The organism is Clostridium sp. AM22-11AC, assembly GCF_003473545.1.
In the GTDB taxonomy this organism is placed as follows: domain Bacteria; phylum Bacillota; class Clostridia; order Lachnospirales; family Lachnospiraceae; genus Enterocloster.
The window spans coordinates 40250-64463 of the sequence record NZ_QUCM01000020.1; the positions used below are offsets into that span (position 1 = coordinate 40250).

Consider the following 24214-nt stretch of genomic DNA (forward strand, 5'->3'; position numbering starts at 1 on the left):
TTTTAGCATAGGGGACTTATGAAATATTTTTATGTAATATCCAATTTAAGTAAAGACTATGTACTGGATGTTCAGGATGAGGTTCAGTCCTGCCTGGAAAAAAGAGGGGCTGTATGCCGTTATATGACAGATTATGAGCGTATGAAAAACGGCAGACATACGCCCGGTGAATATGTGCCGGAAGATACCCAGTGCATCATCACCATTGGCGGCGACGGTACCTTGATCCAGGCAGCAAGAGATCTGGCAGGCCGGAATATCCCCATGCTTGGGATCAACAGGGGACATTTGGGCTTTTTAAACCAGGTGGACCGCACAGAGGATATTGATGCTGCGATGGATGCCCTTGTAAATGAACGTTTCCGTTTAGAACATCGTATGATGCTTCGGGGAACTGTATTTCATGAGGGAAAGCCGGTATTTCAGGATATTGCTTTAAATGAGATCATAGCCACCAGTGCAGAGCATCTGCGGGTACTACGCTATGATCTGGCTGTAAATGATGAATATTTAAATGAGTATGCAGCGGATGGAGTGATGGTGGCAACCCCTACCGGTTCTACTGCCTATAATCTTTCCGCAGGAGGGCCGGTTATGGCTCCTGCAGGCCGGATGATGGCAGTAACACCTGTATGTTCCCATACTTTAAATGCCAGAAGTATCGTCATTTCCGAAGAGGACCGTGTAAAGATCGGGCTTTTGGGAAAAGGACTGGTTACTTTTGACGGAGATACTTCCCAGAAGACAGGTCCCGGGGATTATCTGATCGTAGAGCGCTCACATATGGAAACGGTAATGGTAAAATTAAAGCAGATCTCTTTTATGCAAAATCTGAGTAATTATCTGGGAAATGTCTGAAGATGTGGAAACAGATGGGAGGAAAAGCAGATGAAATTGGAACGTCACAGCAAGATCGTAGAACTGATCGGAAAATATGAAATAGAGACCCAGGAGGAGCTGGCTGAAAAGCTGACCCAGGCGGGTTTTAATGTAACCCAGGCAACTGTATCCAGGGATATCCGGGAATTAAAACTGACGAAAGTGCCGGGAGAAAATGGACGTCAGCGCTATATGGTCCTTGAAAGTCCAAGAGGAACTTCTGCTTCCAAATATATCCGCATTTTAAAAGACGGTTTTGTATCCATGGATATGGCACAGAATATCCTTGTGATCAAAACAGTTTCCGGTATGGCAATGGCAGTTGCAGCTGCTCTTGATGCTATTAAATTCCATGAAGTAGTAGGCTGTATTGCCGGAGATGATACCATTATGTGCGCAGTCCGCAGTGTGGATGATACCATTATCGTAATGGAAAAGATCAAAAAAATGGTGGAAGATTAAACTGGATTTAGAACAAAAGATCCGGGAAAAAAGATAGAAAGAGAGGAATAGCATGCTTCTTGAGCTCCATGTGAAAAATCTGGCTCTCATTGAGAAGGCAGATGTAGAATTTGGAGAAGGACTGAATATACTTACCGGCGAGACCGGTGCAGGTAAATCGATCATTATTGGTTCCGTGACCATGGCGTTAGGGGGAAAAGCGTCAAAGGATGTGATACGCCGTGGAGCGGACCATGCATATATTGAGCTGATCTTTTTCGTTGACAGTAAGGAAAAGAAAAAGGCGTTAATGCAGCTTGGGACAGAGCCAACAGAAGAAGGAATGGTGATCATTTCCAGAAAGATCATGCCTTCCAGAAGTGTCAGCCGTATTAATGATGAGACTGTGACAATGGCAAGACTTCGTCAGATCACAGGTCTTTTATTAGATATCCATGGTCAGCATGAGCATCAGTCTCTGCTGTATAAGTCAAAACATCTTGAGATCCTGGATGCCTATGTCAAGGCACAGACCCAGCCGGTGAAAAGGAAAATCGAAGAGGAGTACAAAAACTACTGCAAGTTAAAGGAACGTCTTTTATCTTTTAAGACAGATGAGGACGCAAGACTGCGGGAGATGGATTTTCTGCGCTTTGAGATCCAGGAGATCGAAAACGGAGAGGTAAAAGAGGGAGAAGAGGAAGAACTTACCTTAAAATACCGCCGTTTCGCCCATGCAAGAAGGATCGCAGAGGAACTGGAAAATGCCAGAGGACTGCTGCAGCGTGACTTTGCAGCTCAGGCCCTGCGCTCCGTAGAACAGGCAGCTGAGTACGATAAGGCATTAGAGGGGATAAGAGACCAGCTTTATGATGCGGAAGCTATTTTAAATGATGCTTCCAGGGAGATCTCTTCTTATATGGGTTCCATGGAATTTGATGAAGAGGTATTCCGCACCACAGAAAGCCGCCTTGATCAGATCCATGATCTTCAGAGAAAGTATGGAAATACCACGCAGCTGATGCTTGAAAATCTGGAAAAGAAGAAAAACAGGCTGGAAGAACTGGAAAATTTTGACGCTTACAGGGAAAAAACGGAAAAAGAGTTAAAAGAAGCCCAGGATCGTTTAGAAAGATGCTGCGCAGAATTATCCAAGATACGAAAAACTGCGTCCAGACAGCTGGTGGAAAAGATCAAAAAAGGACTGCTGGATCTGAATTTTTTAGATGTTCAGTTTGATATGGAATTTGATCGGCTGCCTCATTTTACAGCCTCCGGCTATGACGAAGCCCAGTTTTTGATCTCCACCAATCCGGGACAGCCGGTGCGCCCTCTTATGGAAGTGGCATCCGGCGGTGAATTGTCACGTATCATGCTGGCGATCAAAACCGTTCTTGCAGACTCCGATGATATCCCAACCCTTATTTTTGATGAGATCGATACAGGTATCAGCGGAAGGACAGCCCAGAAGGTTTCCGAGAAACTTTCCTATATTGCAAAGAGCCATCAGGTGATCTGTATCACCCATCTGCCTCAGATCGCGGCGATGGCAGATACCCATTTTGAGATCCATAAAGCAGCCAGTGAAGGAAGTACAGCGACTTCCATCCGGCGCCTTAACAGGGAGCAGACAGTGGAAGAACTGGCAAGACTTCTTGGGGGAGCAAAGATCACAGATACAGTGATCCAGAATGCCCGTGAAATGAAGGAACTGGCAGATAAGACAAAATAAGCAACTGTCCGTGCAAGGCATAAGCAATAACCAAAATAAAACAGATTGGAACGACCGTTCACAGAACATACTAACAGGGAGCGCAAGAGTATCAGGACTTGCGGCTCCCTGTTTTTGTACAGAGAAAATGCACCGATGGCGCATGTTACAGGCTGCAAATGGAGAAGGAGGTCGTTCTATGAGGGGAAAATCAAATTTTTATAAGCATCTGGTCAGGATATTCTGGCTGTCCCTGATCGTGGGTACAGTTGGGATCTGGTACTATGTGGACCGGAGCATACCGGACCGGGTCAGCGTAACAGAACATGATCAGGAAGAATTTACATTTTCCCTTCCCTGGCGGGCTACTGTATACAGTGAAAGCGAAGAAGTGGCACTGGGAAATAAGAGCAATATCCCGGCCGAGCAGATCACCATAAACAGCAGAGAGCCATTTTCCATGTATGCAGGAAAGAAAGGCAGTTATCAGCTGGACCTGAAATTATTTGGTGTGATCCAGTTTAAGAACATACAGGTAGATGTGGTAGATACTACCAGGTTGATCCCCTGCGGCAGTCCTGTGGGAATTTATTTAAAGTCTAAGGGAATTATGGTCATCGGTACCGGCCGTATTACCGGGGAAAATGGGATGGAAATGGAACCGGCTGTGGGAAAATTAAAATCCGGGGACTATATTGAAGCCTTTAATGGGCAAAAGCTTGGGACAAAGGAAGAGCTGGCAGAGGCAGTCAGCCATTTTCAGGGAGAAAATGTTACATTGACAGTGCGCAGAAATGGGGCAGAAACACAAGTTAAGATAAAGCCTGTAAAAGGAACAGACGGTTCCTCCAAATTAGGTGTGTGGGTGCGGGATGATACCCAGGGGATCGGAACTGTGACTTATATGGATCTAAATGGAAAATTTGGTGCATTGGGCCATGGGATCAGTGACAGCGATACAGGGGAACTGGTGGAGACTTCCGGAGGAAATCTTTATGATACCCAGATTTTGGGAATTGAAAAAGGAAAAATAGGAACGCCTGGAATGCTTTCCGGGGTGATCTACTATGGTCCAAAGTCGGAGATCGGGACAGTGACAGAAAATACAGATTATGGGATATTTGGAACTGTAAGCCAGACTTTCTTAAAAGAACACAGAACCGCCTCCATGGAAGCAGCCAGGCGCCAGGAAGTAAAAACAGGACCTGCCCTGGTGCGTACCAGCATCTCAGGGCAGGTGAAAGATTATTCTGTTGAGATACAGCGGATCGATATGACAGGAAACAAGAAAAACAAAAGCCTGGTGATCAAAATCACAGATCCGGAGCTGTTAAATCTCACCGGTGGCATTATCCAGGGAACCAGCGGTTCCCCCGTAATACAAAACGGAAAGATCATCGGGGCCATCACCCACGTATTTGTCCAGGATCCTACAAGAGGATATGGGATATTGATCGAGGATATGCTGGGGCACTGATAAGGATCCATAATTTTATGCAAAACAGTGAATAAAGTCACAAACTAATAAAAATTGACAAAATTCAACAATATTAGATAATAAAAGATAACTGTTAATAAAATGTTAAAATGTCTAATAATGCGGTGGCTTTTTCTTGAAATATGACGATATTTGCATTTATAATATCTACCATAAAAGACTTAACGCATCAAAGCGTTAAATAATGAGGAAGCACTCTATAAGTAAAGAATGAAATTGCGTTAAGGGATGCAGGAGGTAGAAACATGGAAAATGTAAATGTTGTAATTGTAGATGATAATCCTATGATCTTAAACACGTTAGATGAAGTGATCAGTTCTGAAGCAGGACTTTCTGTAATTGGCAGAGCTGATAATGGAAAAGACGCCATTGACATGATAAAAGATACCCAACCTGATGTTGTTTTGCTGGACCTGGTAATGCCGCAGATGGATGGTATTACAGTTGTGGAAAATATTAAAAAGAAAACATCTATGTTAAAGAACCCGGCGTTTATCATCTTAAGTGCAGTAGGCGGAGAGCAGATGACAGAAGAGGCATTTCAGGCGGGTGCCAACTATTTTCTTATGAAGCCGTTTGATAAGGATATTCTTGTAAATAAGATCCGCCGTATTGGCAAACGTCCGGTCCGTCCTGTTCCGGGAAAGGTCTTAGAAGCACCGTTAAAGGCAGCAACACCGGAAGAAGCTGCTATGAACAGGGAAGAATATATGAAGGAGCATCTGGAAACGGATATTACAAAAATGCTCCATGAACTTGGGATTCCCGCCCATATCAAGGGCTATCAGTATCTTCGGGATGCCATCAGCATGGTGGTAAGGGACAGGGAGATGATGGAGGCAGTAACAAAGATCCTGTATCCGGAGATCGCAAAGAAAAATTATACCAGTTCCAGCCGTGTAGAACGTGCCATCCGCCATGCCATTGAGGTTGCATGGGGAAGAGGCAGCCTGGAAGTGATCGATGAACTGTTTGGATATACCATCAGTACAGGAAAGGGAAAACCAACCAATTCAGAGTTCATTGCCCTGATTGCAGATAAGATCTGCCTGGATTATAAAAAAATTGGGATATAGTAAATTGCCGGATACCCCAGAGTGCAGTGTAAAGATTTTGTTATAAAAAATTTACTAATAACTTCTTTCTTATTTATCAAAAGTAAGGTATACTATTGATTAAGGCAAAACGCCACCTGGAACTCAGGAGAGGGAGGTTTGGATGAAAAAGATTTTATTTGCGGCATCTGAGGCAGTACCATTTATAAAAACAGGGGGATTGGCAGACGTAGTTGGTTCACTTCCAAAGTGTTTTGACAAGAGATACTTTGATGTAAGAGTCATTATCCCAAAATATCTGTGCATCAAGCAGGAATGGCGGGACAAGATGCAGTATGTTGACCACTTCTATATGGACTATCTGGGACAGAGTCGTTATGTGGGCATCCTTCAGTATGTACATGAGGGAATTACATTTTACTTTATTGACAATGAAAGCTATTTTAACGGACCAAAGCCATATGGGGACTGGTATTGGGATCTGGAGAAATTCTGTTTCTTCTGCCGTGCAGCTCTTTCCGCATTACCTGTGATCGGCTTCCAGCCGGATGCAGTACACTGTCATGACTGGCAGACAGGTCTGATCCCGGTTCTGTTAAAAGACAGTTTCCATGGCGGAGATTTCTACCGCAATATGAAGTCTGTGATCACCATCCACAACCTGAAATTCCAGGGCGTATGGGATGTAAAGACGATTCAGAGATTTACAGAACTGCCGGATTATTACTTCACACCGGATAAGTTAGAAGCATACAAAGACGGCAACCTGTTAAAGGGCGGTATCGTTTATGCAGACGCGATCACTACTGTAAGTAATACCTATGCAGAAGAGATCAAGATGCCATTTTACGGCGAAGGCTTAGATGGCCTGATGCGTGCAAGGGCAAACAGCCTGCGTGGTATTGTAAACGGTATTGATTATGATGATTTTAACCCGGAAACAGACAAATATATCGTACAGCAGTATACAGCTAAGAATTTCCGCAAGGAAAAAGTGAAAAACAAGAAAGCCCTTCAGCAGCAGTTAGGACTTCCTGTAGATGAAAAGAAATTTATGGTAGGTATCGTTTCCCGTCTGACAGACCAGAAGGGACTTGACCTGGTACAGGGTGTGATGGATGAGCTTTGCAGCGACGATATGCAGCTTGTTGTATTAGGTACCGGTGATGAGCGGTATGAAAACATGTTCCGTCATTATGACTGGAAGTATCATGACCGCGTATCTGCACAGATCTATTACTCTGAGGAAATGTCCCACCGCATCTACGCAGGATGTGACGCATTCCTGATGCCGTCCTTATTTGAGCCATGTGGCTTAAGCCAGCTGATGGCCCTGCGCTATGGTACTGTGCCGATCGTCAGAGAGACCGGCGGTTTAAGAGATACCGTACAGCCTTACAATGAATTTGAAAATACCGGAACCGGCTTCTCCTTTGCAAACTACAATGCACATGAGATGCTTGGAAGCGTCCGCTACGCAAAATACATTTATTATAACAAACGCCGTGAGTGGAATAAGATCATAGACCGTGATATGGCAGCTGATTTCTCCTGGGGAACATCTGCAGCCAAGTATCAGGAACTTTATGACTGGCTCATTGGCTAAAATGGCAAGTTTAGAAAGAGGTGTGACACTCATGGATATGCCGGAAGCAAATGAATATTTAATGGATCCGGGGTATATGGAGTGTGTGGCAGATATATTAGACCATCCTGTATTCCAGTCCATGGACCAGTATATACAGCATGGAACAACGACCTGTAAATGTCATTGTATACAGGTATCTTATCTGGCTTATAAATTGTGTAAAAGATTTGGGGGAAACTGGAGGAGCGCTGCGAGAGCAGGGCTTCTCCATGATCTTTTTTTATACGACTGGCACACGCACGCCAGGGAAACAGGAGATCATTTCCATGGCTTTACCCACCCGAGGACAGCCATGGAAAATGCAAAACAGTATTTTGAACTGACAGATGAGGAAAAAGACACGATCCTGCGTCACATGTGGCCGCTGACACCGGTCCCGCCGTCAACAAGAGCGGGCTATGCGGTCACTTTTGCCGATAAGATGTGTTGCCTGGAAGAAACAAAAGCTACCGTGAAACGGTACGCGGCTGTACCGGGACATCTTCTGTTTGCGCAGACGGCAGAAAGGGGAAAATTTTAAAATATGGATACATGGAAAGCAATGCTGGGAAATCAGGTTCTTGTCAGTGCTGTAGTGGGCTGGACAGTAGCCCAGGTATTAAAGACCCTGATCGACTTTGCTTTGAATAAAAGCTTTAACGCAGAGCGTCTGGTAGGTTCCGGAGGTATGCCAAGTTCCCATTCAGCTACTGTGTGCGGACTGACGACAGCGGCGGCTTTAAAATATGGTGCCGGATCCTTTGAATTTGCCATATCCTTTATACTGGCTATGGTAGTTATGTATGATGCGGTAGGCGTAAGGCAGGAGACTGGCAAACAGGCCAGACTGTTAAATTCCATTTTACTTGAAAATCCGCTGAAATTAAGCAGTGAGGTACTTCAGCAGAAGTTAAAGGAATATGTGGGACATACCCCGATCCAGGTAGTGGCAGGTGCTATTTTAGGTATCGTTCTGGCACTGGTCATCAATAACTGTTATTAATGTAACTATTTATTTGTAATGTACTTTCCTTATGGAGGAATTGATGAGTATTTGTAATTATATAAACTGGTTTTTTCTCTACAGCTTTCTGGGATATCTTCTGGAATGTATTGTGCTCACCGTTGAATATAAGAGGCCGGTAGTGGACCGTGGCTTTGGCCATGGCCCCTTTTGCGTCATATACGGTTTCGGGGCAGTGGGCGCCTGCCTGCTTTTAAGCCCTTTGTCAGATCATCCCATAGAATTGTATACAGCATCCATGACTATGGCTACGACCATGGAACTGATAACAGCCAATGTGATGATCCGGCTGTTTGGAAGTTTCTGGTGGGATTACAGCCATAAACCATTTAACTACAGAGGGATCATCTGCCTGGAGAGCAGTCTGGCGTGGGGACTTTTAGGCCTGTTCTTCTTCAATTATTTAGACGGCTGGGTGCGCACAGCAGTAGGCTATATCCCGGGAAGGATAGGAAAGGTCCTGGCAGTCCTTCTTACCCTATTTTATGTTTTTGACTTTATCAGATGTATCCGCATGCGTCTGGGAATTCCGGAAGAAGGGGAAGAGGGAGAAACAGAAGAGACCATAGGAAGATTGAAGGTATATTAAAATGGAATTAAAAGAAGATTTAAAGGGTTGGCAGGTAGTGTTAGCATCTGCCTCCCCAAGACGGAAAGAACTGTTGGAACAGATCGGTATCTGCCCACAGATCTGTCCAAGCAATGCAGAAGAAAAGAAAGACGAGACAGACCCACAGAAACTGGTGGAAAAACTGTCCAGTGTAAAAGCAGAAGATGTAGCCGGTTGTTTTCCGGCGGGAACCCTGGTGATCGGAGCGGATACCGTAGTTTCTATTGTAAAAGACGGGGAAAGTGATCCGGTGATCTTAGGAAAGCCTGGAACCGTAGAAAAAGCAGAAGAGATGATCTCGCTGATCCAGGGACGCACCCACCAGGTATATACCGGTGTGACGGTGATCTTATGTCTGGGAGCGGACCGGTTTGCAGAAACTACTTTTGCAGAAAAGACGGATGTGGAAGTCTATGAGATGGCAGAAGATGAGATCCGGGCATATGCCGCAAGCGGGGAACCTCTTGACAAGGCAGGTGCCTATGGGATCCAGGGATCCTTTGCAGCTTATATCAAGGGGATCAAAGGAGATTACAGCAATGTAGTAGGCCTTCCTTTAGGACGTCTCTGCCATGAGATAAAAAGGCTTTTGGAGGAACGGGAAAATGATTAAGCTGATCGTCACAGATGTAGACGGAACTTTGGTGGAAGATGGTTTTACCAATGTAGATCCACGGCTTTTTGATACGATCCTGAAACTGAGGGAAAAAGGAATCCAGTTTGCAGTTGCCAGCGGAAGACCCTGGGCCAGTGTGGAACGTACCTTTGATCCTGTAAAGAAAAAGGTGTTCTATATTTCAAATAATGGTTCTTATATTGGCTGCTATGGCAGAAGCCTGTATGTATATGCCATGGACCGGGAGATCGTAAAGCGGCTGATCCATGCAGTGCGGAAAAATCCGGAATTTTCCATGGTATATGCAGCGGAAGACGGAGATTATACGGAGTCCAAGGACGATGCTCTCTGCAACTGGCTGGTGGAAAGCTATAAGTTTAATCTTCACCGTGTGGATGATCTGCTGACTGTGCCGGTTCCATGTACCAAACTCTCTATATACAGAGCCGGCGGCGTGGAAGAAGCGGTAAAACCTCTGGTAGAAGAATTTAAGGACATCCTTCAGATCGCCTGTGCAGGAGACGTATGGCTTGACTGTATGGCTAAAAATGTAAATAAGGGTCATGCGGTAAAAGTGATCCAGGACAGTCTGGGGATAAAGCCGGAAGAGACCATGGCGTTTGGGGATCAGTTAAATGATATAGAAATGCTGCAGCAGGCTTATTACAGTTTCGCAGTGGCAAATGCCAGGGATGAAGTGAAAAAAGCAGCCAGGTTTCAGGCAGACAGCAATGTAAACCAGGGTGTTTTAAAGATCATGCAGAACCTGCTGTAAAAAGGAGTAAGTAACAATTGCAGATCACAGAATACTTAAATAAGAGGGTATTTTTGATTTTCCTGACGGTCATGCTTTTCTTTGTTTCAGGCTGCAGCAAAATGCCGGAAGGAATGTTAAAACAGGACGCAGAGCAGTATACCCAGGAACAGATACGCCTGATCGCGATAACGGAAAGAAACCGCTATCAGAATATTTATACAGGGCAGCTGTGGGGAGTAACGGCAGATTCCAATGGAAATACCTTTGAAACTCTTTTAAAGAACCAGGTACAGCAGTTTTTGGAAGAACTGGCAGTAGTAGATAGGATGGCCCAGGAAGAGAATATTTCCCTTACAGGGCAGGAAGAAGACGATATTAAAAATCTTTCCAGTGAATTTTTTCAGAGTCTTTCTAACGAGGACCTGAACTATCTGCAGATAACGGAAAATGATGTTTTGGATCTTTACAGAAAATATTATCTGGCAGATAAGACGGTGGGACAGCTGACCGATACGAAAAATCTGGAAGTCAGTGATGCAGAGGCAAAAGTGATCCAGGTAGAACGGATCGAAACAGACTCAAAAGACAAGGCAGAAGCTCTTTTAAGTATGGTAAGCGAAGAAAAAGCCGATTTTTTGGCGATTGCTGAAAAAAATTCCATAAACAGCCAGATCCAGTATCAGATCGGCTGGGATACAGGATTAAAAGAGCCGGACCGGTCTGCTTTTGATCTGGAGGAAAATGAGATCAGCCCCATCATAGAGGCAGGAGGCCATTTCTTTATCCAGAAGTGTACCAATGCTTATGACCAGACAGCTACCGCCGAAAGAAAGAGCAAACTGGCGCAACAGAAGAAAACGGAAGCGTTCCGGCAGATCTATGAGCCGTATCAGCAGAAATACCAGATCCGCCTGCCGGCAGATCTCTGGAAAAATATTGATTTTTCCGCTGGGGAAGGCTGCAGTACCGATAACTTTTTTACTTTATATCACAGTTATTTCAGTAATTAAGATCATAAGGGGGTACAGAAAAATGACAAAAGATAAGAAAACCAATCTGTTAAAAGGAGCCATGTTTGCAGCTCTTTTATCAGTTGCAGCTTCTTTTCCTGCATCAGCAAAGGAAGAGCGCACTCCTGTTGGCCATATTACACTGAATTTTAACGCAGATGTGCAGGCAGGTGATACAGATGCTACGATCTCTGTTTCTGTAGAAGATGGAAACTGCTCTGTAGAAAGTGCCGATTTTATCAATGAGCAGGAATACTGGGCCGGCGGGGAAAAGCCAAAGGTAGAAGTATGGCTTTCAGCAGACAGTGACTGTTATTTTTCAAAATCAGCAAAAAGTGCTTTCACTTTTAATGGAGATAAGGTAAAATATGTTTCCTGTGCAAGCAAGTATGATAAAGAAATGCTGAAACTGGTGGTAACACTGGAAAAGCTGGATAAAGATGATGAGGACCTGGATATAGACGGACTTAGCTGGGATGCAGACAACGGAATCGCAAACTGGGATCATCAGAGTCTTGCAAAGAATTACAAAGTACGTCTGTGCAGAGGAAAGGGAAGTACTTCCAATGACAATGGCATTGGATCTATTTATACTGTAAAGGAGAACAGCTTTAACTTTTCAGAGAAGATCCCGAAAGAGGGCACTTATTACTTTAAGGTCCGTGCGGTAGACTCCAGGGGTAATCAGGGAGACTGGGAAGAGTCAGCCTGGTTTGAAGTGACAAAAGAGCAGATGAAAGACTGGAAAGGCCACTGGGAGAATAATGAAAAAGGCTGGTGGTATGTAAACAGAGATGGCTCTTATCCTGTAAACAACTGGCAGCAGATCGACTCTTTATGGTATTTCTTTGATGAAGAAGGTTATATGAAAACAGGATGGATCCACTGGAATGAAAAGGATTATTTCTGTGATGAGTCCGGTGCCATGCTGGTAAATACAGTAACACCAGACGGCGCATCTGTTGGGGCAGATGGAGCAAAGCTGTAAATAGAAAGGCAGATGAGAGTGCTCTTTGCTGTATTCACCTGTATCTGCTATGCAACAGGGATCGTTGAGTTTGCTTTTGACGCAGAAAACGGTGACAAAAAGCCTTGTAATTTCAAATGGGTTATGATATAGTATAAAATAGTTTTGTTTAACTATTAGAAACGGAGAGGTGTAGACAAATGGCAGTAGTTAAGGTTCTTTTATCCATTATATATGTTGTTCTGGGTATAGCTATTTCCGTAGTCATCCTGATGCAGGAAGGCAAGTCCAACGGACTGGGAAGTGCCATCGGTGGTATGGCAGACAGCTACTGGAGCAAGAATAAAGGACGTTCTATGGAAGGAGCTCTGGAGCATTTTACCAGATACGGTGCGATCGTATTTATGATCCTTACACTGGTCCTGAATATTCTTATGAAGACTCAGGGATAATAGAAAGAGACAGTCAAAACACCCTTCGTGTAACAGACAGAAGGGTGTTTTTTTATGTACTAGGAAATTCCGTTGGAACTCCCTAGTACACAAAAAGGCACGACCTGCCAACGATGCGCACTCGCGCGATGAGGAAGTTTGTCGCAAGCGACCGCGCTCGGCGCGAGAATGTGCCAAGGCACATTCTTATTTAATACAAAGGCAAATATAAGGGCACAGATCGCCTGCCTGGATGGTAGGTGAGACATAGATAAAGTAATAAAGAAAAGAGGTTATATGGACAGAGAGTTATTAGAACAGAGAAAACAGATGCTGACAGAACTGGTACATGACAAGGCTTATGTGCCTATGAAAGCAAAAGAGATCGCCATGCTTTTAAATATCCCCAAGGCAATGCGGGGAGAATTACAGGAAGTGCTGGACGAACTGGTTTCAGAAGGAAAGCTTGGGATCTCAAAAAAGGGAAAATATGGAAAACCGGAGACATTTGCTGTAGTTGGTACTTTTACAGGACATGCAAGAGGCTTTGGCTTTGTTACAGTAGAAGGAATGGAGCAGGACGTATTTATCCCTGAGGATAAGACAGGAAGTGCTTTAAATGGTGATAAGGTACAGATCGTCATTGAGTCTGAGGGCCGTAACGGACGCAGGGCAGAAGGTACGGTTTTAAAGGTATTGGAACATGCCAACAGCCAGCTGGTAGGCTATTATCAGAAGAATAAGAATTTTGGCTTTGTGATCCCTGATGACCAGAAGATCGCCAAGGATATTTTTATCCCACAGGGCTGTGATATGGGAGCTGTGACCGGTCACAAGGTAGTAGTAAAGGTAACAGATTTCGGTGATGAGCGTAAGAAGCCGGAAGGACGGATCAAGGAGATCTTGGGACATGTAAATGATCCTGGTACGGATATTTTATCCCTGGTACGTGCTTACAATCTTCCAGAAGCCTTTCCTGAGGAAGTAATGAAGGAACTGGAACATGTGCCGGACAGCCTGCCTACAGAGGGCTTAAAGGACCTTCCGGAAGGTTTTGAGGGAAGAAAGGATTTAAGGGATCTGCAGACTGTGACCATTGACGGGGAAGATGCCAAGGATCTGGATGATGCGGTGACATTGGAGCTGCTGGAAAACGGAAATTACCGTCTGGGCGTTCACATTGCAGATGTAAGTCATTATGTAAAAGAGGGCAGTGAACTGGATAAAGAGGCGTTAAAGCGAAGCACCAGCGTGTATCTGGTGGACCGTGTGATCCCTATGCTGCCTCACAAGCTTTCTAACGGGATCTGTTCTTTAAATCAGGGAACAGACCGTCTGGCAATGAGCTGCCTTATGGAAGTGGATCCTCATGGAACGGTAGTGGATCATGAGATCTGCGAAAGTGTGATCCGGTCTGACAGGCGGATGACTTATACGGCTGTGAATGCTATTTTGTCGGAGGCAGATACAAAGGAGAAAGAGGAGCAAAAGGCTGGTTTACTGGAAGAGTATAAGGATTTTGTGGCTATGTTTGAGCGCATGAAGGAACTGTCTGCTATTTTAAGGGAGAAGCGCAGCAAACGAGGGGCCATCGATTTTGATTTTCCGGAAAGTAAGATCATTCTGGATGAGAAGGGGAAACCGGTGGATATCCATCCTTATGAACGGAATGTAGCTACAAAGATCATTGAAGATTTTATGCTCCTTGCCAATGAGACCGTGGCAGAGGATTATTTCTGGCAGTCTGTTCCTTTCCTTTACAGGACCCATGATGATCCGGATCCGGAGAAGATGAAGCAGTTAGGTGTGTTTATTAATAATTTTGGATATTCGCTGAGATTGACTAATGGGGAAGTGCATCCAAAGGAGCTGCAGAAGCTATTGGACAAGATCGAAGGCAAGCCGGAGGAACCTCTTCTTGCAAGACTGGTCCTGCGGTCTATGAAACAGGCAAAGTATACTACCCAGTGTACAGGACATTTTGGATTGGCTGCAAGGTATTATACCCATTTTACATCACCTATACGTAGATATCCGGATCTGCAGATCCATAGGATCATCAAAGAGTGTCTGCATGGGGGATTGAAGGAGAAGAGAGTTGCCCATTATGAGAAACTGCTGCCGCAGGTGGCTGTACAGACTTCTGCATTAGAGCGCCGGGCTGATGAGGCGGAGCGCGAGACTGAGAAGATGAAGAAGTGCGAATATATGTCCAGGTTTGTTGGACAGACCTTTGAGGGAGTGATCTCTGGAGTTACTAACTGGGGCTTTTATGTGGAGCTGCCTAATACAGTGGAAGGTCTGGTGCGCATCAGTGAGCTGCGGGATGATTATTATATTTTTGATGAGAGCAGATATGAGCTGGTGGGCGAGATGAGCAGAAAAGTGTATAAGCTGGGCCAGACAGTACGGGTAGTTGTAGCCGGTACGGACAAGCTTTTGCGGACTGTGGATTTTGTTCTGGAAAATCAGGCAGTATAATGGTATGATAGTGGGAGCAAATGAGATAGAAAAACAGAGATCAGTTCTGTTTGCAGGGCAAAGAAACTGAAAATGGGAGGTGTTTATCATTTCTAAGGAAAGTATTAAGCTGATCGCCAATAATAAGAAAGCGTATCATGATTATTTTATTGATGATAAATGGGAAGCTGGTATTGAGCTGTTTGGTACGGAAGTTAAGTCCATCCGTATGGGAAAGTGCAGTATTAAAGAGGCTTTTGTGAAGATCGATAAGGGGGAAGTGTATGTGTATGGTATGCACATCAGTCCTTATGAGAAGGGAAATATTTTTAATAAGGATCCTTTGAGAGTGAGAAAGCTGCTTCTTCATAAATACGAGATCATGAAGTTAAATGGAAAGATCGCGGAAAAGGGATATACGCTGATGCCGCTGCAGGTTTATTTTAAGGGAAGCCTGGTGAAGGTGCAGGTGGGACTTGCAAGAGGTAAGAAGTTGTATGATAAGAGAGCGGATATTGCTAAGAAGGACCAGAGGAGAGAGCTGGAGAAGGATTTTAAGGTGAAGAATTTATATTAAGGTAAAAAGTCGCTAAAGGTCCGCAGGGGCCGCTGAAAGCCTGACCTCCTTTCAGCGGCCCCTGCTATTTTTATATCTATATTTATAAAATGGGGATATTAGATATTGCAAAGACCATATTCGCAATAGCTCCATGGGGGATATTTAAACACATTTAATCACTAATGTCAATTTTAAATATAAAGAAAGCAAGTGGATTTCCACTTGCTTTTTAATGACCTGACCGGGAATCGAACCCGGGTTTACGCCGTGAGAGGGCGTCGTCTTGACCGCTTGACCATCAGGCCTTATTCTGTTTTGTCTTGGCTGTTCGCCGCTGACTCGTATATAATAGCACAGCGGTATGGGTTTGTCAAACATTTTTTTGAAAAAATTTAAAATTTTTTTGGGGGATAGTTTGGAGGGAAAAAACAGGAAAAAAGGTAAGTAAAAAGACCCGTCGGGGAACGGGTCTTTTTAAGGAGAAGGTATTTCGTTTCTTATGGGGGTGTAGCAAAAACTATATAATGTATTGGGGGGTTACGTCTATTATAATAGCATAGGAGTTTGAAAAAGTGTGCACAAAGATTGAAAAATATGAAAAGCTGTTTTGTGCAAAACACACATTTCCGGTATACCGGTGGACAAAGCTTCCAAGAGTACATCCCTAAAAAGGAGGAGGCGGACTGAAAACTTTCCAGTCCGCCGAGTATTATGAAAAAAAGTTGTTTGCATTAACTCTTTACGCTCTTTAGTATAGAAAACAATCGTGAAGAAAGTTTGTTCAAATTGTAAGTAAATTGTGAACGGAATGTAAAGAAATAAAATAGCAACTGGCTGCCATTTGAAAGGCCCTATAGCTTTGCGTCACAGTCTTTCGACTGCTTTGCCTAAAATATATTGTTTTCTTTATTATATTATAATACCTTAAAGATTTTTGTGTCAAAAAAAATACAGGGTAAAAGACTTGAAATATGCGGTAAAATTCAGTAGAATAGGCAAAAATCATTAAAAACAAAAGAGGGGGCACAGTATGAAGAGATTGATGCCAATATTTATTGTTATATTGCTGTCAGGCTGTGGCATTTTGACAGCTTATGCGCCTAACATGCTTTCTATGATCGTAGTTGCGGTTATGGGCGTTGTAGTGCTTTTAGGAATTATATATGGACTGATACCGGTACTTACATTTACACAGGGACTGTTAACAGGCCAGAAGAGTATACAGAGAGCCTCGGAAGCAGAGGAAAAGTCGGTCTGGATCACCGCTTTACAGATGGACCGTTTTTTCAGACAGAAGAAAATGGACCAGTTGTTTCGGGAATACAGGGACAAGGTAAAGCAGCAGCGCCAGAATGGACAGATCGTCAGTGATCTTGAAGATATTTTAAATGAAGATGTCCTGGCTCTTTACAGCTGGCAGGGAGTCGTTGCACAGATCCCTGGAACATTAACAGGTCTTGGAATTTTAGGTACCTTTATCGGCCTTCTTAGGGGTCTTAGAAATATTAACTTCGTTACGGTTGAGGCGGCACTTAGCAGTGTGCAGTCCATTCTGACCGGTATTGATACCGCATTCTATACATCCATAGCAGGTGTTATCCTGTCCATTCTTTTTAATATATCTAATAATATCCTCCGTAATACAATGGATCGTGAAATGGGGATCTTTCTGGAAGTTTTTCACAGAGTGGTCCTTCCTACTACTCAGGAACAGGAACGCTACCGTTCCCGCAGAGAGACAAGACAGATCATGGATCTGTTGGACCGTCTGCCAAAGAAAGATGATTATTCAGCTTCCGGTATGGGGGCAACTGCAGACTCAGCCATTGGAAATGAGCGTCTTCTGATGCCGCAGATCTTAAATGGCCTTAAAAAGAATGAATTTATTTTTCTGTTACAGCCTCAGTATGAATTAAATACACGAAAGATCATAGGTGCAGAAGCTTTGGTGCGCTGGAACCACCCGGCGTTGGGCGAGATCTCACCTGCAGTATTTATTCCGGTACTGGAAAATAACGGATATATTACAAAACTGGATCAGAAGATCTGGGAAGATGTATGCGCAATGATCCGCAGATGGATCGATGAGGGTATAAAACCTCTTGCGATTTCCATTAACGTAACAAAAACAGACCTGCTTGCAATGGATGTTGTGGAGATCTTTGATGAACTTCTGAAAAAATACAGGATACCGCCAAAATATTTAAATATCGATATTGCGGAAAATGCGTACAAAGAGGTTTACGGCATTGTATCCGAAGTGGAAAAGTCCCTTCAGCAGAAAGGCTTCCGCATTGCCCTCGATGGTTTTGACGGTGACTATATGGGACTGCACTCTGTAGGAGAGATCGGAGCGGATGTACTGAAACTGGATCTGCGCAGCCTGAATAAAGAGAAGAAGAGCGGCAGTGTACAGGATGTGTTTGACCGGGCAAAGACACTGAGGCTGACCCTTACCGCAGAGGGGATCGAAAGCATGGAACAGTTATCACTTCTGCGTAAGTGCGGATGTACAGAAGGCCAGGGATATGTATTTTCCAGACCATTATCAATCGAAGAGTTTGAAAAAATCCTAAAGGTAGGACAGGATGCATGAGACGGCGTAGGAAAGACCAGAACGGAGAGTATAATTACTGGCAGCCTGCTACGGATATGATGACAGGACTTGTATTTGTCCTGATGCTGATCGTAGCGCTGTTGGGCCTGTATCTTTTAAGTGACTATACAGGATATAAATATGATGAAACAGAAGGCGTAGAGGAGACAACGGCACAGGAGACCCGTCCGGATGATGACGGCTGGAGCTGGAAGGAATATAAAGGCAACGGCGATCATGAGGATGTAGGAGATGGGGCCGGAGACGGAGGCGGATCCGGACAGGAGCAGCCTATCATCCAGACCGGCGGAGGCGGTTACGGTGACGAAGGCATCAAATCAGCGGTATTTACCGAGCTGGTGGATGACGAAACAGACCGTATTATCCCGGATGAGGGAGTCCGCTTTGAACTGTACCGCACAGACTGGGGACTGCAAAATGGAATGGGAGCCCTTCAGATCCTGAATACCTATTATCCGGAAAAGATCTCCTATCGTGAATATGAGACAACAGAGGAAGGCGTATTTTATCTGCCGGAAAAAATCTACCAGGGAGATTATTTCTTCCGGGAATTAAATGAACCGGAAGGATATGACGCGGCAGGGGATACCTATTTTAACCTGGATAAGATGTATGACTGGACGGATCCTTTTGTAGTCCAGATCCGTGTATCACCAAGCAAGAACGTGATCCGGGTGCAGATGTCAGATCTGTTAAGCAAAGACCCGGTAGGAGGCGGAACCTTCCAGGTACGGGCAGCAGAAGATGTGGCCACGCTGGATGGTACCGTGCGTTATATAGCGGGACAGCTGGTAGATACCATTACCTGTGATGAAAATGGTTACGGTGAGAGTAAGGAACTGTATCTGGGAAGCTATACACTGGAACAGGCGGGAATTCCCCGCTATTACGCCGGGATCAACGAACAGCCGGAAGCTCTGGTAGAGAAGAAAAACGGGGAAGACCCCCCGATCCATGAGATCGATACAGAAAAGACAAAGATCACTTTAAAACTTTCAGATGAATTATATCAGCAGCAGCCGCTGTCCGGGGCAGTATTTACAGTTACCAATGGAACAACAGGTGTTTCCCAGACTGTAGAGACAGACCAAAATGGCCAGATCCTCCTTACAGACCTGGATAAGAATACCAGTTATAAGATCAGACAGCAGCAGACCATAGAAGATTACCAGCTGGATCCGATCGAATATACAGAAGATGTAGATGCCTATGGACGCATAAACGGGGAAAACCAGGCAGAAATGGATCTGACAAACAGGATGCTTCGTACATCTGTCCATGGAACGGATATGATCCTGCGAAAAGATGTAGCAGATATCCAGTTATCCCTTTATGACAGTCAGGATCAGCTGATCGAGTCCTGGGTATCAGGGAAAAGCGGAAAAATGTTCACCAACTTAAAAGAAGGCAGTTACTATGTGCTTCAGGGAGATGACGGGGAGAAGCGTTATGACTTTACAGTAGCAGATACAGCGCAGGTACAGAACTGGAATGTAACAGTACTGACTCTTCGGGGCATTCTTACACTGGCAGCCGGTATGGTTGGCGGAACCGTTGTGATCATTCTTCTGCTCTTTGCAGGCATTACACTGGCAGGCAGAAGAAAAAAAGAAGATAAGAAAAAAGACAGTGAGAAAAAACGATGAATGGTGTACAGATCAGAGTAGGAGATTTACTTTACGCGATCGGGAAACGCTGGAAGATGATCCTGGCGTTTGCCCTGGTTGGATGCGGGTTTGGTGCTGCCTTAAGCGGCATATCGTATGTACAGGGAAATTATACAAATTACAGGATCAACTGTTCCATTGCAGTAACATCCCAGTCTGAGACAGGAAATTTTACAGGGAATTCCAGTTATTTTAACCCTAATGATTTTTATCTGGCTCAGGATATGGTAGATGCAGTGGGGTATGTGATGAAAAGCGAGCGGGTTCTGCGTGAGGCAGCGGAAAGTGTGAGAATCGTTGATCCGGATCCGGTGGCCATCGCCAGAAATCTGGATATAGAGCGTTACAATGAGACACAGATCATTGAGATCAGCTTAAAATGGCATGACGCAGACACAGGGATCCGCTTAATGAACGCGATCTTGGATACTTCCCGTGAGGTGCTTCCAAAAACATTAATGGTAGGATCTGTTTCTACTATTGATGAGCCGCAGGCAGAATATATCATGGGAATGGGCGGCCTTTCCCATATCTGGCTGATCACAGGTGTGATGGGCTTTATCATGGGAGCCGGTATGGCAATGCTGGAGCTGATCATGCGTCCGACTCTGCTGAACCTGAAAGATGTGGAAAATGTGTTTGGCCTGGAAACTATGGGGATCATCCCAAATGACCAGGAATATTTCAGGGACGGAAGGGTGATTTTGGAAAAAGATGGAATGACCGACTCAGCGGTCCGCCAGAATTTTACATCTGCTGCCTATATTTTGCAGAACCGTCTGGGTCTGAAAGATGAGACCTGCAGTTTTTATGTAACATCCGCAGAAGAAGGGGAAGGAAAGAGTACAGTTGCTGCCAATCTGGCAGTACAGCTGTCCGATATGGAAAAGAAGGTCCTTCTTGTGGATCTGAATACCAGAAATCCCCGTCTGGGCAGTATGTTTTTACATTCTGTGGATTACAGCCGTACATTAAATGCCCTTTATAAAGGGGAGACGGATCCGCTAGAAGCAGTGATCTCCCTTACCGGGTATCTGGACCTGCTTCCATCCGTACTGGAACGAAATGCCATTCCTATGGACGGACAGGTATTTGATTTTATCAGAGGCCTTGAAAAGGACTATGACTATGTGATCATTGATACTCCTTCTGTTGGACAGGTTTCTGATGTATTAAGCCTGAACCAGATCGCCCAGGCAGTGCTTTTTGTGATCCGTTATGATGATGTGGCTCTTCCGATGATCCAGAATGCCATTGACAAGCTGGACAAGTCCGGGATCCGTATCCTTGGCTGTGTTGTAAATGCCGCCCAGAAAACAGGGGGAAAATATTTCGGCGGTGAACGGAATGTAGTAGAAAACCGGGGAAGAAAACCGAAGAAGCCGGAAGCAGAAACAATGAAAGAAACCATGGATGATCTGAATGATCTGGAAGACATGATGAAATCCGCAAAAGAGACCCAGGCTTTAAAATCTACCCATCCGCATACAGAGGAAGATACCGCATTTAATGGTCTGTTAGAAGAACTGACAGATGATCTGTTAGAGACATCAAACCGGCTTTCCAACCAGGAGGCCATCGAAGCTCTGGTACAGATGGGAATGAATGAGAGCGGAAGGGAAGAGTCTCAGGAGGAACTTGAAAATGAGGATACAGAACAGTCAGAGACAGACCCTGAGCAGTCAGAGCAGCCGTAAAGATCTTTTAAAGAGCCGGATCGTTGACACAACTGTTATCTTTATCCTGCTTGTCAGCTTTGGATTTCCAGGTAAATATACCATGCTCCTTGGTTCTGCCAGCAGCAAGATCCTGGAATACGCATCCTTTGGGGCGCAGCTTCTTCTCATGCTGTTTTCCAGCAGTGAAGACGGCTTTATGAGCCTGAAACTGCTGGATCTGAAAGAAAAATACGCGGTTATTTATTTCATGGCAGCTGTCTATTTCTTAGACTCCATGCTGGTGACACGGTATCCCAGTGAACAGCTTATTTCCTGTATCCGTTATACAGCCACCATCTTTTTCGCACTTTGGATGGTAGAGTATTATGACGGGGAGAAACTGTTTCATCTGATCGCAGCGGCACAGGTGATATTTACCTGTCTTACATTTGCTTTTATGCTTTTAAGACCGGGAGCTGTTTTCTCACAGGAACAGGGAGAACATGATTTTACCGGTTTTTTAAGGACAAAGAACAATGCGGCATCCCAGTTTTCCATTTGCATTCTCCTTCAGATCGCATGGTTTCGTATTCTGCGGGCAAAACAGATGATCGTATCGCGAAAGTATCTCCTTTCTTTACTTGCACAGGGGATCTTTCTGGTCCTGTGCAATGCCAAGGGAGCTGTGTTATGCCTGATCTTTCCGCTACTGTATGTGCTGTTTGGAAAATATAAGGAGGAACCGGGAAAAAGACTGCCCCTTGGGGTGATCTATGTTACCTTAAGCGTTGCCTTTCTCATAACGGCTCTTACGATTTTACCGCTGTTTCAACCATTATTTTCCTTGATCGGAAAGGACGCCACTTTAACAGGTCGTATCCCGTTGTGGCGGCAGATCATCCAGGTTATGATCAACCGGCATACATTTACCGGATATGGATATGGAATGTTCTGGAGGGACCGACAGGCAGTTGCCATGGTCCATCAGGCATTTTCACGAAATTCTTTTATGGGAAGCATGACAACAGGCGCCCACAATGTTTTGCTGGAATTGTGGATGAATGTAGGTCTGTTTGGAGTTGCCGCGTATTTTACGGCTATGATCATTTCCACCATAGGAGCAGAGCGGATGGAATGGACCGATTATCTGTTCAGTGCGGCGTATATCCTGTGGTTTATGGTATTTGGCTGGACAGAACGTTCAATGTCCACTTATGAATATCAGACTTTGTTTTTATTTATCGCAATGGGATCTGCCTGCAATAAACAAAGGGTAGGGCCAAAGAGGAGACAATATGTTAAGTAGTTTGGATATGCGGGATGGGATGCAGTTATTTCTCTGCGCTGTGATCCTGTTCGGGGCTTATTGCGCTGCCTTAGGCGTGATCTCCGGACGGATCCAGAACAGGAGCGGGATAGTGCCTGCAGCCATGATCCTTTTATGTATTTTTGGCTGTGTAGGCGTTATGCTGTTTTTTGTGTTCCAGGTCACTGGAGAAAGCAGCATTGTGCTTTTTATGCTTCTTGTGCTGTTGTCTCTTTTGATCTTCGGCGGAGAACTGTGGTTTATCATGCAGAATATAAGGACCTTAAATAAAGGCGGCTGCGCCCTGCTTCTCACCTATGTGCTTGCAGTACTGGCTGTGACTCTTTTATGGAGAAAAGGGGGAACAGACAGCAGATTGCAGATGCAGCTTTTTACAGGCGTAGGGGAAGCGCTGCAAAAACACAGTTTACAGCCTGTATGGCATATGCTGCAGAATGTAGCCCTGTTTGTGCCGGTGGGACTGTTGTTTCCGCTGATCCATCCTGCCTTTGACCATCCGGGATATGCAGTGATGAACGGTCTCATGCTTTCGGTATGGATCGAGACCATACAGATGATCACAGCCTCCGGAACCTGTGATGTAAATGATATTCTGACCAATACCCTGGGAACTGCCATGGGATATGGGACCTTTTGGATCGGCAGGGGGATGAGAAAATGAAAGTTTTAATGGTAGACCAGTTCCTGCCAAACAGTGTGTATGTGGTAGAATTGTGCAGGGAATTGAGAAAATATGCGAAAATAACCATATTTTGTAAAAAGAACGCAGGAACGGATCTGGATGGGGTCATCTGGAAAGATAAGCTGTACGCAGGCGGAAAAGGAAAAATGGCTGCTGTATGGGAATATGGAAAAGGCCTGTTCCGTCTGCAAAAAGAGATCAAAAAGGGCAGCTATGATGTAGTCCACGTACAGTCCTTTAAAGACGCAAAATACGAGATCCCCCTGTACTGTAAAAATAAAAAATACATTCCCCGTCTGGTGCATACAGTACACAATCTCCTTCCCCACGAAGCCTCAGCGGGGGACAGGGAGCTGTACAGCCGTTTTTATAACTGCTGTGACCTGTTGGTGGTGCATAATGAATATTGCAGGCAGCTTTTGATGAAAGAGTATCAAATTCCGGAGGAAAAGATCTGTATTACCCCTCATGGAAGCTATACCCAGATCAGAAAAGAGGAAAATACAGATTTTGGGCTTACAGACCGGAAGATACGGTTTTTGCAGTTTGGCATTTTAAGGCCATATAAGTCCAGCGGTGTGATGTCAAGAAAATAAATGATTTAAAAATCATACATTT

General features: G+C 44.6%; 22 protein-coding genes, 1 tRNA gene and 1 riboswitch. Of the genes, 22 read left to right on the top strand and 1 reads right to left on the bottom strand.

From position 1 onward, the window contains the following. Positions 1–18: 18 nt before the first annotated feature. The 16 genes from DW251_RS14290 to smpB all read left to right on the top strand — a co-directional run bounded on the left by DW251_RS14290 (position 19) and on the right by smpB (position 15663). Complete coding sequence (locus DW251_RS14290) at positions 19–858, top strand: NAD(+)/NADH kinase (RefSeq protein ID WP_021869815.1); 840 nt, start codon at positions 19–21, stop codon at positions 856–858. 30 nt (positions 859–888) lie between these two features. After that, positions 889–1341, top strand: coding sequence for an arginine repressor (argR, locus tag DW251_RS14295; RefSeq protein ID WP_021869816.1), 453 nt, complete (start codon positions 889–891; stop codon positions 1339–1341). A 52-nt stretch (positions 1342–1393) separates the two neighbouring features. Next, positions 1394–3052, top strand: a complete 1659-nt coding sequence (recN, locus tag DW251_RS14300; RefSeq protein ID WP_118301551.1) for a DNA repair protein RecN — start codon at positions 1394–1396, stop codon at positions 3050–3052. Between the two features lie 178 nt (positions 3053–3230). Continuing rightward, positions 3231–4508: a SpoIVB peptidase gene (gene spoIVB, locus DW251_RS14305; RefSeq protein WP_021869818.1), complete on the top strand. Its 1278-nt coding sequence runs from the start codon at positions 3231–3233 to the stop codon at positions 4506–4508. Between the two features lie 266 nt (positions 4509–4774). Next, entirely contained in the window at positions 4775–5605 is an 831-nt protein-coding gene (gene spo0A, locus DW251_RS14310) for a sporulation transcription factor Spo0A (protein WP_021869819.1), read from the top strand. Between the two features lie 142 nt (positions 5606–5747). After that, a complete protein-coding gene (gene glgA / locus DW251_RS14315) occupies positions 5748–7190 on the top strand; it encodes a glycogen synthase GlgA (RefSeq protein WP_118301552.1) in 1443 nt (480 codons plus the stop codon). Positions 7191–7221: 31 nt separating this feature from the next. Continuing rightward, positions 7222–7752: an HD domain-containing protein gene (locus DW251_RS14320; protein ID WP_243034983.1), complete on the top strand. Its 531-nt coding sequence runs from the start codon at positions 7222–7224 to the stop codon at positions 7750–7752. 3 nt (positions 7753–7755) lie between these two features. Continuing rightward, positions 7756–8214, top strand: a complete 459-nt coding sequence (locus tag DW251_RS14325) for a divergent PAP2 family protein (RefSeq protein ID WP_347474671.1) — start codon at positions 7756–7758, stop codon at positions 8212–8214. A gap of 43 nt (positions 8215–8257) precedes the next feature. Then, entirely contained in the window at positions 8258–8824 is a 567-nt protein-coding gene (locus DW251_RS14330; RefSeq protein ID WP_021869823.1) for a putative ABC transporter permease, read from the top strand. A gap of 1 nt (position 8825) precedes the next feature. After that, entirely contained in the window at positions 8826–9458 is a 633-nt protein-coding gene (locus tag DW251_RS14335) for a Maf family protein (RefSeq protein ID WP_021869824.1), read from the top strand. Next, positions 9451–10236 (top strand): HAD family hydrolase, encoded by a 786-nt coding sequence (locus tag DW251_RS14340; protein ID WP_118301553.1) that lies wholly within the window; start codon positions 9451–9453, stop codon positions 10234–10236. The genes DW251_RS14335 and DW251_RS14340 overlap by 8 nt, the downstream gene beginning before the upstream one ends. A gap of 17 nt (positions 10237–10253) precedes the next feature. Next, entirely contained in the window at positions 10254–11228 is a 975-nt protein-coding gene (locus tag DW251_RS14345) for a hypothetical protein (protein WP_021869826.1), read from the top strand. Positions 11229–11250: 22 nt separating this feature from the next. Next, on the top strand, positions 11251–12216 hold the full coding sequence (locus DW251_RS14350; protein WP_021869827.1) for a hypothetical protein: 966 nt from the start codon (positions 11251–11253) through the stop codon (positions 12214–12216). Between the two features lie 179 nt (positions 12217–12395). Next, the gene (gene secG / locus DW251_RS14355) at positions 12396–12647 is read left to right on the top strand and encodes a preprotein translocase subunit SecG (RefSeq protein WP_021869828.1); all 252 of its coding nucleotides are present in this window, start codon (positions 12396–12398) and stop codon (positions 12645–12647) included. Between the two features lie 276 nt (positions 12648–12923). After that, positions 12924–15107, top strand: coding sequence for a ribonuclease R (gene rnr / locus DW251_RS14360; protein ID WP_347474672.1), 2184 nt, complete (start codon positions 12924–12926; stop codon positions 15105–15107). A gap of 88 nt (positions 15108–15195) precedes the next feature. Beyond that, the gene (gene smpB, locus DW251_RS14365; RefSeq protein WP_118301562.1) at positions 15196–15663 is read left to right on the top strand and encodes an SsrA-binding protein SmpB; all 468 of its coding nucleotides are present in this window, start codon (positions 15196–15198) and stop codon (positions 15661–15663) included. A gap of 215 nt (positions 15664–15878) precedes the next feature. Here smpB and DW251_RS14370 read toward each other — a convergent pair. Continuing rightward, a tRNA-Glu gene (locus DW251_RS14370) sits at positions 15879–15950 on the bottom strand. Positions 15951–16467: 517 nt separating this feature from the next. Then, a riboswitch (cyclic di-GMP riboswitch) is annotated at positions 16468–16543 on the bottom strand. Between the two features lie 132 nt (positions 16544–16675). Between DW251_RS14370 and DW251_RS14375 the strand changes: the two genes are divergently transcribed. The 6 genes from DW251_RS14375 to DW251_RS14400 are packed head-to-tail and all read left to right on the top strand — an operon-like array spanning position 16676 to position 24192. Further along, positions 16676–18241, top strand: a complete 1566-nt coding sequence (locus DW251_RS14375; protein ID WP_021869831.1) for an EAL domain-containing protein — start codon at positions 16676–16678, stop codon at positions 18239–18241. Beyond that, positions 18238–19908 carry a SpaA isopeptide-forming pilin-related protein gene (locus DW251_RS14380; RefSeq protein WP_021869832.1) on the top strand — a complete coding sequence of 557 codons (1671 nt, stop codon included), beginning with the start codon at positions 18238–18240 and terminating at the stop codon, positions 19906–19908. Before DW251_RS14375 ends, DW251_RS14380 begins: the two co-directional genes overlap by 4 nt. Further along, on the top strand, positions 19905–21626 hold the full coding sequence (locus DW251_RS14385; RefSeq protein ID WP_118301554.1) for a polysaccharide biosynthesis tyrosine autokinase: 1722 nt from the start codon (positions 19905–19907) through the stop codon (positions 21624–21626). The genes DW251_RS14380 and DW251_RS14385 overlap by 4 nt, the downstream gene beginning before the upstream one ends. Further along, entirely contained in the window at positions 21574–22893 is a 1320-nt protein-coding gene (locus DW251_RS14390) for an O-antigen ligase family protein (protein WP_182433635.1), read from the top strand. The genes DW251_RS14385 and DW251_RS14390 overlap by 53 nt, the downstream gene beginning before the upstream one ends. Next, complete coding sequence (locus tag DW251_RS14395) at positions 22883–23575, top strand: VanZ family protein (RefSeq protein ID WP_021869835.1); 693 nt, start codon at positions 22883–22885, stop codon at positions 23573–23575. The genes DW251_RS14390 and DW251_RS14395 overlap by 11 nt, the downstream gene beginning before the upstream one ends. Next, positions 23572–24192, top strand: coding sequence for a glycosyltransferase family 4 protein (locus DW251_RS14400; RefSeq protein ID WP_118301556.1), 621 nt, complete (start codon positions 23572–23574; stop codon positions 24190–24192). The genes DW251_RS14395 and DW251_RS14400 overlap by 4 nt, the downstream gene beginning before the upstream one ends. Positions 24193–24214: the final 22 nt, after the last annotated feature.

Coding starts and splice junctions, on each gene's coding strand:
- DW251_RS14290 (WP_021869815.1), top strand. CDS start 19: ATGAAATATTTTTATGTAATATCCAATTTAAGTAAAGACTATGTACTG.
- argR (WP_021869816.1), top strand. CDS start 889: ATGAAATTGGAACGTCACAGCAAGATCGTAGAACTGATCGGAAAATAT.
- recN (WP_118301551.1), top strand. CDS start 1,394: ATGCTTCTTGAGCTCCATGTGAAAAATCTGGCTCTCATTGAGAAGGCA.
- spoIVB (WP_021869818.1), top strand. CDS start 3,231: ATGAGGGGAAAATCAAATTTTTATAAGCATCTGGTCAGGATATTCTGG.
- spo0A (WP_021869819.1), top strand. CDS start 4,775: ATGGAAAATGTAAATGTTGTAATTGTAGATGATAATCCTATGATCTTA.
- glgA (WP_118301552.1), top strand. CDS start 5,748: ATGAAAAAGATTTTATTTGCGGCATCTGAGGCAGTACCATTTATAAAA.
- DW251_RS14320 (WP_243034983.1), top strand. CDS start 7,222: ATGGATATGCCGGAAGCAAATGAATATTTAATGGATCCGGGGTATATG.
- DW251_RS14325 (WP_347474671.1), top strand. CDS start 7,756: ATGGATACATGGAAAGCAATGCTGGGAAATCAGGTTCTTGTCAGTGCT.
- DW251_RS14330 (WP_021869823.1), top strand. CDS start 8,258: ATGAGTATTTGTAATTATATAAACTGGTTTTTTCTCTACAGCTTTCTG.
- DW251_RS14335 (WP_021869824.1), top strand. CDS start 8,826: ATGGAATTAAAAGAAGATTTAAAGGGTTGGCAGGTAGTGTTAGCATCT.
- DW251_RS14340 (WP_118301553.1), top strand. CDS start 9,451: ATGATTAAGCTGATCGTCACAGATGTAGACGGAACTTTGGTGGAAGAT.
- DW251_RS14350 (WP_021869827.1), top strand. CDS start 11,251: ATGACAAAAGATAAGAAAACCAATCTGTTAAAAGGAGCCATGTTTGCA.
- secG (WP_021869828.1), top strand. CDS start 12,396: ATGGCAGTAGTTAAGGTTCTTTTATCCATTATATATGTTGTTCTGGGT.
- rnr (WP_347474672.1), top strand. CDS start 12,924: ATGGACAGAGAGTTATTAGAACAGAGAAAACAGATGCTGACAGAACTG.
- DW251_RS14375 (WP_021869831.1), top strand. CDS start 16,676: ATGAAGAGATTGATGCCAATATTTATTGTTATATTGCTGTCAGGCTGT.
- DW251_RS14380 (WP_021869832.1), top strand. CDS start 18,238: ATGAGACGGCGTAGGAAAGACCAGAACGGAGAGTATAATTACTGGCAG.
- DW251_RS14385 (WP_118301554.1), top strand. CDS start 19,905: ATGAATGGTGTACAGATCAGAGTAGGAGATTTACTTTACGCGATCGGG.
- DW251_RS14390 (WP_182433635.1), top strand. CDS start 21,574: ATGAGGATACAGAACAGTCAGAGACAGACCCTGAGCAGTCAGAGCAGC.
- DW251_RS14395 (WP_021869835.1), top strand. CDS start 22,883: ATGTTAAGTAGTTTGGATATGCGGGATGGGATGCAGTTATTTCTCTGC.
- DW251_RS14400 (WP_118301556.1), top strand. CDS start 23,572: ATGAAAGTTTTAATGGTAGACCAGTTCCTGCCAAACAGTGTGTATGTG.